This window comes from Actinoplanes sp. NPDC051470 (assembly GCF_040682035.1).
GTDB lineage: Bacteria > Actinomycetota > Actinomycetes > Mycobacteriales > Micromonosporaceae > Actinoplanes.
The window spans coordinates 1-13,919 of sequence record NZ_JBFBAA010000010.1 but is presented as its reverse complement, the minus strand read 5'-3'; the positions used below and the strand labels follow the sequence as shown (position 1 = coordinate 13,919).

The window sequence follows — 13,919 nt, the reverse complement described above, 5'->3', positions numbered from 1 at the left end:
GGCAACCGGACCGGAACTCGCTTTCCTGCGCCCGAGCGACACGCCCCTGGACAGCCACGCACAGCCTTGACCGAGTGGCGTGGGACTAGTCGACCTCCACCTCGATGCCCCTCGCATAGAGCGCCGACAGGTCGGCTTCCTCGGCGTCCATGTCGATGGCTATTTTTCGCAGGTTCGGCAGATGCGCCACGTCGACGTAGGTGGTCGGGGCGAAGTAGTCCTCCTCTCCGCCCCACCCCTCGTCAATCTGTGACCAGATATCCGCGCACGGATCGACGTCCAACTCGACGACTTGCGCCAGGTCCTCGGGGGTCAGCGGGAGTGCCCGGAAATAGTCCAGCACCTCCTCGGTCGGCCCGTTCGTGTCTTCGATCTCGTGGTCGTCGAACGAGTCGATGAAGGCGTCCCGGTCGAACTTCGGGGTGAGCACCGACTGCTCGTACATGAGTTGGTTGATGACCACGAGCTTGAAGTTCTCGTCGGCGAACACCACCCCGGTGCCGGCCCGTGGCTCGGCGGGTCGCGGGGCGAGCGCGTCGGCCAGCACCACCGAGAGCTCGGCCAGGGCCGGGGTGGACCGGCCCAGATCGAGCAGCATCTCCGGGACCGCCCGGGTGTCCGGCGCCCGGCGCAGCACGACCGGCAGCGACGGGCGCGCCTTACCTGTCCCCAGCAGTACCTCGCGGACGACCAGCTCGAGCTGGTCGTCGGTCCAGCGCTCGGCGTACGGGCGCAGCCGTACGGCGAGGTCCGGCAGGTCCACCCGATCCGTGGTGACCAGCAACCCGCGCAGCGTCTCGGCATAGTCGCGGCGGCGGGGCCCGGCGTACGGCACCGCGCTGAGCAGCGCGGCAAGCCCTTCGAGCGGGTCGGGGTGTCGCTCGAGGACGAGGTCGATCCAGTCGCCCGCGCCGCCCGTGGCGTCAGCGGGCAGCAGGACCGGGCCGAGCTGCACCAGCTCGGCCATGATCGGATCCTGTCGGGTCGCCTGCTGGCGGATCGCCAGCAGCAGCCTTCCGGGCCGCCCGGCGGGTTGCTCGGCTTCGGTCCACCCGGCCAACAGCCCGAGCACCCGCGTGGCGTTGGCCGCCAACAGCGGGCCGTACGGCGACCCGGCGCCTTTCGGGCTGGCCCACGGATCCTGAGTGAGCACGTGCAGCAGCCGTGCCCCGGTCTTCGGGTCGGCCGCCTCGATCCGGTCCAGCAGCGCCGTGTACCACTCGTGGGCGGCCTCGGCGTCACCCTCGGCGGCGGCCCGCCACCCTTCGTGCAGCGGCTCGTAGAACGCGTACGGGCGAGGCTCTTCCGTGGGGCGGAACTTCCCTTCCCCGGGGAATTCGATGGCGGCCGCGTCGATGGAGGCCAGCAGCGCCGGCAGGGCGTCGAGGCCGTAGCAGCGGACCAGGTCGGCCAGGGCGCGCGCCCCGGCGATCCTGGTCGCCGGCTCGGCCGACCGGAGCTGGGCCGCGGTGGCCGCTACGCGAGAAGACACTCGCGGGATGGTACGTCAGGATCAGCGAATACGGCAGTGCGGTGAACGAACTTCGGCTCGGTCGCGTAGTTGTCGTCGTGGCGACCCTGGAACTGGTCCGATGGAGCTCTGCTCACGAGCCGCCCGCCCGCCGGCTCGCGGTGACCGTCCACGGCCCACCGGGTGTGGCGCTGAGTGCACTGCTGTTCCGGCGTACCACCACCGCGGAGGTGCCGGCGGGCATCGTGCGGGCGTCGCAGGTGCCCGGCGCGCGGAGCCGCAGGCCGGCCGGCGGGCAGCCGTGGCGGCTCGATCTGGACCTGGACTGGTTGCCCACCGAGGTGGCCCGGGTCGTGATCGCCGCCGACCTGCCGGCCGGCGGCCCGCCGTTCGGCAAGCTGCCGGCGCCAGTGGTCCGGCTGGCCGACCATCGCGGCGTGCCCGTCGCCGAATACGCGATGACCTGGCTGACCACGGAGTACGCCGTGGTGACGGTCGAGCTGCACCGCGTCGACGGCCGGTGGCGCATGCGGACCGGTTCCGACGGGTATGCCGATGGGCTGGCCGGCCTGGCCGCCGCCCACCATGTCGACGAGCTGCCGGACGCGGACCGGGCGGACGACGCCTCTGCCATTCGGCGTGCGGTGGCCCGGATCCTCGGCCGGGCGCCGGCACCGGCCGGCGACCGGATCGACGCCGCCACCGTTACCGCGTACCGGCACGTCCAGGATCGGCTCGCGGAGGTACCGGAGGGACACCACCCCGCCTACCTCCATCTCGCGGCCCGCTGCACAGGCGCCGGCGCGCTGGCGGACGCCGTGGCCGCGACCGGGCGGCGCCTGGCATGGCGGACGGACTGGGCGGCATGGCGTAGCCCGCTGCCCGACACCACGCTGTACGGCCCGGTCGGGCACGTCGGGGCGCTCGCGTGCGGCGAGGCCGACGGCCGGATGGTGGCGGCGGCAGTCGCGCACGGGGTATCGGTGTCCGGGGTCCACGTCTGGGACGCGGCCACCGGCGCGCCGCTCGGTTTCGACCAGGCCGGACACCTTGGCCCGGACGCGGACAACGTCCTCGCGATCGCCTTCGCCGAGCACGCCGGCCGTACCGTGATCCTCACCGGGGATCTGACTGGCACGCTGCGGATGTGGGACGCCGGCGGCGGCGCCCCGGTCGGTGACCCGCTCATCGGGCACCGCGCGCCGGTCCGGGCGCTGGCCGTCGGCCACATCGACGGCCGCCCCGTGGTGGTGTCGGGCGCCGCGGACGGCACCCTCCGGCGATGGGACGTTGCCGCCTGGAGGCCGGTCGGAGACCCGATCACCGGTCACGCCGGCCGGGTTCGGGCGCTGGCCGCCGGTGCGCTCGGCGGGCGCCCGGTCGCCGTTTCCGGCGGTGACGACGGCATGGTGCGGGTGTGGGACCTGGCCACCGGGCAGCCGGTCGGCCAGCCGACCCGCCACGACGGCCCGGTGTGCGCGCTCGCGTTCGGAGTGACCGCCGGCCGGCCGGTGATCGTGTCCGCCGACGGGCCGTTGGTCCGGATCCACCACGCGGACACGGGTCAGCCGGCAGGTCGGCCGCTGACCGGGCACACGGACGCAGTGCTGGCCCTGGCCCTGACCGAGGCCGGCGGCCGGCCGGTCGTCGTCACCGGCGGCGCCGACGCGACGCTGCGGCTGTGGGATCCGACCACCGGCGCGGCGCTGCGCGAGCCGGTCCGGCACACCGCCCCGGTCACCAGCCTCGCCGTCGGCCGGGTCGGGGAGCGCACGGTGGTGGTGCACGGACGCGATGCGGTGCGCCGGATAGACCTCGAAGCGCTGGTCGAGCCGGCGGCGTCCGCGACGCACACCGGCGAGGTGTACGCGGTGGCCTACGGCATGCGGCACGGCCGCGTGTTCCTGGCCACCGGTGGTCAGGACAGGACGGTGCGGGTGCTGGACCCGGACACGGGCGTCCCGCTCGCCCCGCCACTGACCGGTCACGACGACGCGGTCCTCGACGTGCGGTTCGAGCTGGTGTCCGGGGTGCCGGCGCTGCTCACGGGCGGCGCGGACGGTCAGCGCGCGTGGGACCCGGACAGCCTGCGGGAGGCCGGCGATCCGGACACGAACTGGCAGCCGACCGGCACCAACTGCCAACTGCCGGACGGCCGGCAGCTGTACGCCTTCGGCCTGCCCGACTTCGGAGTCGCGGTGTTCGACATGAACCGTCGGGCGGCGCTGCACGGACCGCTGCGTGGACACACCGCACCGATCCGCGCGATGGCTCCCGGCCCGGTACGCGGTCGGATCGCGATCGCCACGGGCAGCGACGACAACACCATCCGGTTGTGGGACGTGCTGAGCGGAGAACCGATCGGCGAGCCGCTGGTCGGGCACCTCGGACCCGTGTGGGGGTTGTCGTTCGGCGCGCTGCCGGCGCCGAACGGCCTCCTGTGGATCCTGGCCAGCGCCAGCAGCGACGGCACGGTGCGGCTGTGGGATCCGGACACCGGCGGGCCCGCGCACACCACGGAAGACGACGCGCTACGGGCCGCGGGGTACGACCTGCCACGCCGGATCGACCTGGGCGCGCCCGCATACGGTGTGGCCTGCGCCCCACCGCCTGGACCGCCGCGGCTGGCGGTGGTAACCGCGGCCGGCACCGTCGCCATTCGCGTGCCGGACGGCACAGAAGTGGGGAGGACGGCGTGATGGACGCCCGGTTGCAGGGATGCCGGGACCGGTTCGGGTCGCCGTCGCGCTCGATCCCGGACAGGGGGACGGCCGCGTACCTGTCGATCCCGCGTCCGGGCTGGTTGAGCGACGAACCGACGCATGCCTTCTATCGCCAGATCCTGGCCGATCAGGCGGCGCTGTGTCGCGGTGGCCGGATCGTGTGGGGACACATCGTCCAGGCCAACAAGCGGCTGTTCAAGCCCGGAGACGAGGATCACCGCGCCCACCTGGTCTACAGCCTCGACCCCACGATGGACGGCACACCGACGCGGCTGCGGACAATCGCGGACGCGGTGTTCCCGCTCAAGGGCGAGCCGCAGCCCGACCGGGCACACCAAGCCATCGCCGACACGTTGAGCACGCGGCGCGAACCGACCGTGCGGGTGCCCGTGCCGCCCGCGCTCGCCGGCGCCCGACACGTGTTCCTCACCTGCACCATCGTCGTGCGCCGCCACCTGCCGGCCGACCATGTCCGGAGCCGTCTGCTCCCGCTGCTGGTGGACCCGGCGAGGACCGCCGCCACCATGATCCTGCCGAGCCGGTACTGGCCCGAGGAACTGATCCGCCCTTGGTAGCTGGACGAGTGACGCATTTGAGACCTCGCCTGTTGCGGGCCGCGGCGATCACATGCCACCGACCCGCCCGAGCGGCGGTAGGGGTCTGGCCGCGTGGCGGGTCTGCAGGTGGATGAGCAGGTCGTGGCGGCTGGAGCGCGGCACTGCCGCGCAGCGCAGAGCCCGCAAGGAACTTCATCATCTTAGAGCCCGTGAAATAACCGGGTCAGGCGGCCTTTGTGGCCGCGGTAGGCGTGGTCGTGGCTATCACGGGCTTGTTGGTCGAGGTCGGTTTGCGGGCCAATCGGCGGGTCATGATGATGACCATGGCCCACTGCGCCATCGCCGCATGGTGCTCGGGTCGTCGTTCATAGTCCCGTACGGTCCGGCGGCAGCGACTGATCCACGAAAACGTGCGCTCAACGACCCATCTGCGAGGTAACACCTTGAACCCGACCTGGTCGGCGAGTTTCGCGACGACCTCGACCAACAGCCCCAACCCGGCACCGTAGGTGAGCAAAGCGCCACGGTAGGCGCCGTCGACCCAGACCATCCGGACCCGGCGGAAACAGGTGGCCAGGACCCACAGCAGGAGCCGGCCGCCGTCTCGGTCCTGCACCGCCGCGCCGGTGACCAGGACCATCAGCAATAGCCCACCATCGTTGGGCCTTCGTTGTGAGCAGAGGTTTCGTCACCAGTGCTCGTACCGAAGGCCCTTCCTTATGTCACCGCGACACGCCCACCCGCAAGGCATTGATGATCAACGTCACTGTCCACTGCGGACCCAGTCATTTCACGGGCTCTGACAGAGGCGGCTGCGGTGGGCGCAAAACTTTCGACTGGCTTCGCGCCGTTCCCGACCTCACCCCATGATCCGTCAGTTACGCCCCTATACGTCCTGTGGCTCACTCGGTGGGATCAGTGTTGCCAGCTCGAACCGACATGATCAGCTATTAGCGACGGGTACCACGACCGCATCAACGCCTACCGCCAACCGCTAGAGGGCGGGTCACGATCGTCGACGGACAGCGTTCACGACCACATCAGGCCCTTGAGCTGCGATAATTCGGTTCTTATTCTTCCAAGTATGGTCCACCGCGGTTCGATGCATCATCACGGGCACCCTTCTGGTGCCCGGCGCAGCCTCTCCCTCCGCGCCGCCGCAGCCATCCTCAGACGGGTGAACCTCGACCTGATCAGCGGGCTTTGCCCGTACGCTTGGCGCGAAGACGAGAGGTTGATCGTGTCGGCCGATTTCGGGATGCAGACACGCCTTGTCATCCGTCACGGCGCAGCGTGACAGCGGACTGGCACGGGTGATCGCGGCCGGTGAGATCGGCCCGTCCACCTCCGAGCGGTTGCCCGGGGGTTGACCACGGCCAGCCGGGCGCCGGTACCTGAATCAGGTGCGTCATCGGCACATCTAGGGAGGCGTGAGCGTGTGGCCGCCGGGTATCGAGTCCGGAATCACCGACGTTCGACGCACCACATGCGCGTTCTCGTGGAGACCAACATCGATGCGTGAATGCCACCTTCGCCTCCGGTCACGAGCTGCTCCCGTGCGTCGGGACCGGACCCGCCGCCCGTGCTGTCGGTCGCGGCGACATGCTCGCGACCGACAATGCGGCTACGTCGTCACACCACGGCTGCGCGGCTCGGAGACGACGGAAGCCATCTCGCACGCCAATGCTCTCGGTCCGGCGCCGCTGTTGTGCGCCTGCGGTCCGGCGTTCTGCCGCCGCGGCGGGCTCGACGGCGCGCGGGAGTACCTGAGCCTCGGTGACAGCCGATTGTGGCCGATCGATGCGAGCACGATCGAACGTCGTGTGTCCGGCGCGGTCGAGCGGGCCGTTCCGGGGTTGACCGCCGGCGGCCGGACTAACCGTCCGGGCGAGGGTGTTGGTGCGTCTGTTCGTTCGGATTGAGAGGGGCGGCGCGGTCGAGGACATCCGGTTCGTTCCGCGCGCATAGGCCCCGCTTGTCGTCGCTGCGATCAGGGCGCGGCGGCGGGCGGACGTTTCCGTGAACAGCAACGAGCCTGCTCCACCGGCGCCGCGTTGGCCGAGCCGGCGCGGGCGCCATGACAACGTCGCCTGCCGTCGCTGGGAAGCCGGCGACTCGGCGGTGACCAAACAGTTCTGGGGAGGGATTCCGCCGTGGGCGGTCTCAAGATAGGAATGGCTCGGCACGGGGTACGACGCCGCGCTCGCCAACCATTCAGGGGCATCGATGTCGGGTTTGCCGGTGGCTCGACGGTTCGGTGGGTGGTGCGCCGGGACTGCAAAGCTCTGGACTGTCCTCGCGCGCAGTTGCCCGCGGCGGGGGTGGAGGCGGCATGAGCCAGGCCACTCTGTCGCGTCGGTCCTTGGGCGGAGGCGCCCTGTTCGTGTTCGCCGCTGGTGCCAGTTCGCCGTTGACGGTGCTGGTTGGTGGTGTGGTCGCGACGTACACATTGACCGGTGTGGTCGGTGTGCCGCTGTCCTTCCTCGTGATCATGGTCGTGCTGGGGCTGCTCCTGGTCGGCTACGTGGCGATGTCCCGGCACGTCCCGCACAGCGCCCCGTTCTATGCCCAGTTGGCGCGCGGGCTCAATCCGGCGGTCGGGGTGGCCGGGGCGGCGATGGCGTTTCTGGGCTACAACGCGATCCAGATCTCGCTGTACGGGCTGATTGGAGCCACCGTCGCCGGGATTATCGGTGGTGCGTGGTGGGTGTCGGCGGCGTGGGCCTGGGCGGCGGTGGCGGTGCTGGGCCGCTTTCGCGGAGCGACGAACGCGGTGATCCTCGGCAGCTTGCTGGCGGTGGAAATCGCCACGATCGTGTTGTTCGACATCGCCGCATTCACGAATCCCGCTGACGGTGCGGTAAGCGTGACGCCGCTGATGGCAGGCAATCTGCTGACACCGGGGATCTCCGGGGCGCTGGCGTTCGCGATGGCGGCGTTCACGGGCGCGGAGAGTCCACCGGCGTTCGGTGAGGAGGCCCGCTCGTCCAAGGCCGTTCTCCGGGCGGCGTATGGCGGGGTCACGTTCCTGGGAGTCTTCTACGCCCTGTCGGCCTGGGCGTACGCGGAAGCCGTCGGCCCGGCCCGGGTGGTCGAGGCCGCTGCCGATCCGGACCGTGCGCCGCTGGTCGTGCTCGGCCAGATGTACGGGCCGGCGGTGACCGCGATGGCGACGGCGTTGCTGGTGACCAGTGTGCTGGCCGCGAAGGTGTCCTTCCACGCGACGAACGCCCGATACGTGTTCGCGTTGGCGCGCGAGGACGTACTGCCGGCCGGGTTGGCGCGGGTCAGCGGCGGCACGACTGGCGGTGCACCGCTGGGCGGCTCGCTGGTGCAGTCGACGGTGGCCGCCATCGTCGTCGGCGTCTTCGCCGGCACGGGTGCCGATCCGATGACGATGTTCGTGTGGCTGTCCACCATCGGCGCGTTCTCCATCCTGTTGCTGCTGACACTGTCCTCGGTGGCGGCGCGGGCGTACTTCACCGCCGGTGGCGGTACCCGCGAGTCGGCGTGGGTGCGCCAGGTCTTCCCGAGCCTCGGCGCCGTGGTGGGAGTCCTCGTGCTGGTATTCATGGCCGGCAACCTGTCCTCGCTGCTCGGCACTCCTGCCGGGTCGGCACTGCCGTGGCTGGTGCCCGCGCTGGCTGTAGCCGCGGCGTTGATCGGTCTGGCCCGGGGCCATTGGCTGCGTCGCACCCGACCGGAGGTCTACCGGCGGCTCGGGCACGGCGCGCCGAATCCCCTCACCGTGCAGGACCAACGGCTGTCCGGCCTGGCGGTGTAGTGGTGATGACCGACACCAACGGAGACCCCCGGTTCGGTGCCCCGGCGAACGCCGCAACGCCCGAGCAGACCGCACCACCCCGCGACATCAAGCGCGAGGTGAACCTGCGCCAGCAGGCCGTACAGCGGCTGCGTTACATGAACATCCAGCATGCGATGCACGCTTGGGAAAACCGGTACCGCGACCCGATCGCCGCGTACGCGATGGCGTTCCTCTTCGCGCAACCCGGCTCCCGGCCAGAGTGGCTGACGCTGCGCGCGGCCACGAAGCTGTGGCTGGCCGGTCCGGAGGCAGCCGACCTGCCGCGGCTGCTGTACGACCTCAACAAGGCGATAGCCGAACAGGCCGGGAATCCGAGCTTCGACCTGCGCCGCGACCTGGCGAACCGGGTGGACGAGGACATGGCGGCCGACGCCTACTACGTCGGGATCGGCGTCTCCAGCCTCGACACCTGCACCGGCACCTGGGAACACGCGTGCTCCACGGTGGACAGCTACGAGGACGTTCCCGGCCAGATCCGCATCCTCATGACCGACCCCACGACGATCGTCTGTGACCGGCGGGGCCTGTCCGACTTCAATACCCTGACCGTGCAGGCCACGAACCCGTTGAGCCTGTCACCGTTCGACTCTCCGTACCGGTGGGGAACGGTCATGGTGAAGCAGCTTCAGGAGGATCCTGCCCACGGCGCCGTGCTGCGCTGGATGGATGAACTCAACCTCAGCCTGTGGCGGGCCGACAACGCCCGGCTGGTCGCCCGCCAGCAGGCGCAGACATCCCGGTCCCACCGGAGGCAGTCGTGATCCTCCCGAGCACCGACACCGGCGGTGATCCGGAGTTAGCCCTGGTGAAGCTGCTCACCGACGCCCGCGCCGCGCGCCGCTACGACATCGGCTTTCCCGGCGCTACCGACCTGGGTTTTCCCGCCCTCGCGCAGATCCTGACCGGGCAACTGCTCAACAACGTCGGCGACCCTTGGGACCTCGGCCACGGCCGTAACCACACCAAGGAGATCGAACAACAGGTCATCGCCACCGTCGCCGACCTGCTGCGCGCCCCACCAAGCCGGTGGGGATACCTCACCACCGGCGCAAGTGAGGGCACGCTGCATGCCCTGGACGCAGCCTGGCTGCGCTACCGCGACTTGGTTGTCTACACCTCGACCAGCGGCCATTACTCGATCGTGAAGGGTGCACGGCTGCTGAAGTTGCCCGTGGTCACGGTCCGCACCGACGCGTTCGGCCGGATGGACATCGTCGACTTGCGCGCAGAGCTGGCACGACGCCGGGAACGCTCGGCAATGATCGTCGCCACCGCCGGCACCACCATGACGGAAGCCGTGGACGACGTCGCCGCTATCACGGACGTCTGTGATGAGTTGGCGGTGACCCGCCGCCGCATCCATGTCGACGCCGCCCTCGGCGGGATCCCCTACGCGACGCTCCCGGACGGGGTTCGTCCCTCGTTCGACTTCACGGCCGGCGCCACCAGCATGGTGATCAGCGGGCACAAGTTCCTGAGCACACTCATGCCCTGCGGGGTCCTGATCTACGCCGAACCACCGGCCGCCACCGGCGGCGGCCGAGTCGCCTACACCGGCAGCGCCGACTCAACCATCACCGGCTCCCGCTCCGGACACACCCCACTGCTGCTGTGGTGGGCACTGAACACCCTCGGCCCGCACGGGCTGCGCCAACGCGCCGAAGCCTCCCGCGAGCTGGCCACCTACACCCACCACAGACTGCAGAAGATCGGCTGGCCTACCGCTCTCAACCCACACGCCTTCACCGTCACCCTCGATCAACCGCCGCCGCCGGTGCTGGCGAAGTGGGTGCTGGCCACCAACGGAAGGACCGCCCACATCGTGTGCATGCCGGGTGTCACCCGAGATCAGATCGACGAGTTTCTCAACGACCTTTCGGTGTCGCGGCCGATCCCCGCCCAACGCCGCCGACGGCTGATGGCGGTGCAGACCGCACCGCGACCTTGACCGCCTCCGCACGCCCCGTCCGCCGCACCGACGTCAGCATGTTCACCCGTGCTCTGCGCGGCGTCGACGGCGGGGCAGCTTCGACGCCGTTGACCCACGAGGCAATGCCAGAGCCAGACATCCGGCGCCTACGGTCCCGACCCGTCGGCGATCCCAGCCGCCGGCCGTGCCCACCAGGTGGCCGATGCCGAACGTGACGGTCATGGCCAGGGCCCCGCCGATCACCAGCCGCGCCACCGCCCGCCGCGATGTCGCCCCGCCCAGGTAGCCGGTCAGCGCGAGAGCCACGGCCACCGCAACGAACGTGACGGGGGACGCCCGCGGCCCGCATCAAGGGCTGGTTTGATAATCTGACGTCGAAGTCGAGCGGCAGCTCCGAAGTGAGCGAGGCTGACAGCCAACCCGCCCTGGACGGCCCGCGACGGGCTTCTCAGAGCCCGTGAAATAACTGGGTCCGCAGTGGACAGTGACGTTGATCATCAATGCCTTGCGGGTGGGCGTGTCGCGGGGACATAAGGAAGGGCCTTCGGTACGAGCACTGGTGACGAAACCTCTGCTCACAACGAGCTGTGCGTAGACGAGAAGTTGCCCATCGAGCATCGGCTCCGCCCAGCCTGCAGAACGAGGTTTAGAATCTTCGCGCACCCGCATTGCCCTTACGTACTGAACACCGCCGCTCGGTTCTCACTTCCTTCAAGCAGCAGGCAGCCGACCAGGCTACAAGCGCCCTCAAGCCCGACGCCCTCTATGCCGCCGAGTCGGGTGGCTGGGTGCAGGTCTGGAACCCGATGATGGATGTGGTCATGGGCTGGGAGCCGACCGACCCGGCCGACGCTTGGTGGTCTTCTTCAGCAGCGGGATCTGAGCCGCAGTGTCTTGGCGGGTTCGGCGCCTGCACGTCAGAGTCGAGTTGCTATCTGGGTGCGCCGGAGGGAGGAGGCGTCTGGGACGATCGCGCAGTAATGGGCGAGACCCTCCCGCTTGGCGTGGTACATCGCCGCGTCGGCACGGCGCATGATGTCGTCCGGGTCAACGGGGCCGTCCTCGGAGTAGGCGATGCCAATGCTCGCCCCGATCGAGAGCGGGTGCCCTCCGAAGGTAACCGGTCGGCCGAGCGATGCGGTGATGCGCTCGGCGATGGTTACCGCAGCGTCGTCATCGGCGAGATCCTCGACCAGGACGGCGAACTCGTCGCCGCCGAGCCGGGCCGCGGTGTCCTCGGTCCGTACGGCCTGATCGATCCGCCGGGCGACCTCGCGCAGCACCTCATCACCGGCCTCGTGGCCGAGCGTGTCGTTGATCTGCTTGAAGCGATCGAGGTCGAGCAGCAGCACTGCCGTATCGGCGGTGTGCCGGCGGGAGCGGGCCAGCGCCTGCCGAAGCCGCTCGTGGAGGAAGGCACGATTGGCCAAGCCGGTCAGCGGATCGTGCATGGCCAGGTGGCGCAGTTCGGCCGTACTGGCCGCATTCTCCAACGCGAGGGTCAGCTGAGTGCGCAGCGTGTCCAGTGCCTTCACGGCGTCGGCACCGATCGGGCCGTCGGCGGTCGCGGTCAGCACGGCCACGAGACGCCGATCGACGACCAGTGCCAGCAGACAGTGCCCTGTTTCGTCCGCCGCATCGGTGTGGAAAACGTCGTCACACACCAGCGGCTCGCCACCGACCAGCCGTTCGGCGAGCGCGGACGGGATCGCGATGGTGGAACCAAGCGGCGGCCGGGCGTCGTCACCCGCCACTGCGACCACCTGTGCCGTCGAGTAGTCAGCCGCCACCACGGCGACCGAGCACGTGGCCGCCGAGAGGCCGGCGAGCAGTGCGCGTCCGGCCTCAGCGGCGATGCGGTAGATGTCCTCGGGACCGCCCGCGCCGATCAGCTCGGTACCGGCTTCAGCCAGCCGCTGCTCTCGGCTGAGCGTGGTGTCGAGGCGGCCCAGCAGGCGAGCGTTGTCTGTCAGTACCGAAGCCTGCCGGATCACGACCAGTGCGGTCATCGCGATCGCTCCGACGAGCACGATCACGCCGCGAGCGGTGGGGCCGTTCAGGAAGGCCGGCACCAGCAGCGCGTAGGTCGCCGCGACCGCCGCGTAGGGCAGGAGACTGAACGGCCGTCTGCGTTGATCGGAGGCGGGCCGTTGTGAGCCCATTGCCATCATCGCCATCATCGCCACCAACGGCACCGCGATGAGCAGCGCACGGAAGATCGCCGACACGGCGAGGGCGATGGACATCCTGTCGGTGTCGGCGAGTGCGACGGCCAGCCCAGCTCGAACGACCTCCGTCAGCCCCGCGAGCGCGAACAGCCCAAGAGTCAACCGGTTGACCGCTGCCGAGCCGGCCACCATCACACGTGTGACAGCGAAGACGACAACGAATACCCCACAGGCCCGCAACAGCGTGGAGATGGCCACGACGCCATCACCCGGCTGTCGCAGCCAGATCGCCAACATGAAGTAGGAGACGTACACCACCGTTGCGAGCATCACGATGGTCATGTCCAGCGCGAGCCGTCGCCGGCCGCCACCTGCCCGAGCATGTCGAACGGGGAGTCGCAGGATCGCAACCACGACGAGAACCATGGTCGCGATGGCGAACACCCGGGAGACCGGAGTGCCGATCCCGTACCCGACTGACTCGCCGTTCAGCTCCGCGAGCAGGCTGCTGCAGGACGCCCCACCCATGCCCAGGTACCCGCCGGCGAGCAGCCACCAGAACCAACGCGCCCCGCCGGCCTCGGCGCGGCACCCGACCCGCGCCGCCAATGCGGCTCCGATCACCATCGAGAGCCCGCCGCCGAACAGAGAGACCACGAACTGCGTCGACCAGCCCGCCACGTCGAGCGCGTGCCAACCCGCCGTGCCCATGTTGACCAGCATCGCGGCGACGGCGACGTACCGCAGTGCGCGATCGGCTTGGGGAAGCACCATCTCGGCAGGCCCCTCATCCCTCGCATGCTCGGCGTCAGTGGGCACCGGACTCCAACCCCTTCGGTCAAGAGACATCGAACCTTAGGGTTCCGGGCCAGAACGGCTTCCCGCTCCGTCCAGCCTCGCGAGCGAGGGGCAACAGCCACCAGGTTGCCGCCGGGCGGGGCGAGGGAGAGTTTGAGGGGACGTGCGTTGGAGGCGTAGAGCAGCCACAGCCGGCGTAGGTCGCGTTCTGCCGGTGCATGTGCCAACCCAATCACGTATCCAGCCAGCACCGGCACGTATATGGGCCTTCGAGCGCCCTCGTCCGGCATCGCCCGCTGGCGCAACTCGGCCCATCTTGCTACTTGCCGAAGCCGGAACCGCGCACGGTGCGCGGCAGATCCGTGCGCTTCAGAAGAAGGGGCCTTCGATAAGTTCGCTCCGTCTAGGATGGCCGAATGGTTCATGGAAACGCCGATGCAAACAAG

Annotated in this window: 8 protein-coding genes; 5 read left to right on the top strand and 3 right to left on the bottom strand. The window is 69.8% G+C overall.

Features of this window, described 5'->3' with window-relative positions:
* Positions 1-85: 85 nt before the first annotated feature.
* Positions 86-1,492 (bottom strand): hypothetical protein, encoded by a 1,407-nt coding sequence (locus tag AB0M54_RS18925; protein WP_364472727.1) that lies wholly within the window; start codon positions 1,490-1,492, stop codon positions 86-88.
* A gap of 41 nt (positions 1,493-1,533) precedes the next feature.
* Between AB0M54_RS18925 and AB0M54_RS18920 the strand changes: the two genes are divergently transcribed.
* Together AB0M54_RS18920 and AB0M54_RS18915 are read left to right on the top strand one after the other, a co-directional pair.
* Positions 1,534-4,170: a TerD family protein gene (locus AB0M54_RS18920; protein ID WP_364472725.1), complete on the top strand. Its 2,637-nt coding sequence runs from the start codon at positions 1,534-1,536 to the stop codon at positions 4,168-4,170.
* A complete protein-coding gene (locus tag AB0M54_RS18915) occupies positions 4,170-4,769 on the top strand; it encodes a hypothetical protein (protein WP_364472723.1) in 600 nt (199 codons plus the stop codon). Before AB0M54_RS18920 ends, AB0M54_RS18915 begins: the two co-directional genes overlap by 1 nt.
* A gap of 205 nt (positions 4,770-4,974) precedes the next feature.
* Here the strand turns inward: AB0M54_RS18915 and AB0M54_RS18910 are convergent, their stop codons facing one another.
* A complete protein-coding gene (locus AB0M54_RS18910) occupies positions 4,975-5,397 on the bottom strand; it encodes a transposase (RefSeq protein ID WP_364472721.1) in 423 nt (140 codons plus the stop codon).
* 1,686 nt (positions 5,398-7,083) lie between these two features.
* Here AB0M54_RS18910 and AB0M54_RS18905 point away from each other — a divergent pair.
* The 3 genes from AB0M54_RS18905 to AB0M54_RS18895 are packed head-to-tail and all read left to right on the top strand — an operon-like array spanning position 7,084 to position 10,525.
* A complete protein-coding gene (locus tag AB0M54_RS18905; protein ID WP_364319144.1) occupies positions 7,084-8,535 on the top strand; it encodes an APC family permease in 1,452 nt (483 codons plus the stop codon).
* 5 nt (positions 8,536-8,540) lie between these two features.
* Entirely contained in the window at positions 8,541-9,338 is a 798-nt protein-coding gene (locus tag AB0M54_RS18900) for a hypothetical protein (RefSeq protein WP_364319143.1), read from the top strand.
* A complete protein-coding gene (locus tag AB0M54_RS18895) occupies positions 9,335-10,525 on the top strand; it encodes a pyridoxal-dependent decarboxylase (protein ID WP_364472719.1) in 1,191 nt (396 codons plus the stop codon). The genes AB0M54_RS18900 and AB0M54_RS18895 overlap by 4 nt, the downstream gene beginning before the upstream one ends.
* 899 nt (positions 10,526-11,424) lie before the next feature.
* Here AB0M54_RS18895 and AB0M54_RS18890 read toward each other — a convergent pair.
* Positions 11,425-13,494: a GGDEF domain-containing protein gene (locus AB0M54_RS18890; protein WP_364472717.1), complete on the bottom strand. Its 2,070-nt coding sequence runs from the start codon at positions 13,492-13,494 to the stop codon at positions 11,425-11,427.
* Positions 13,495-13,919: the final 425 nt, after the last annotated feature.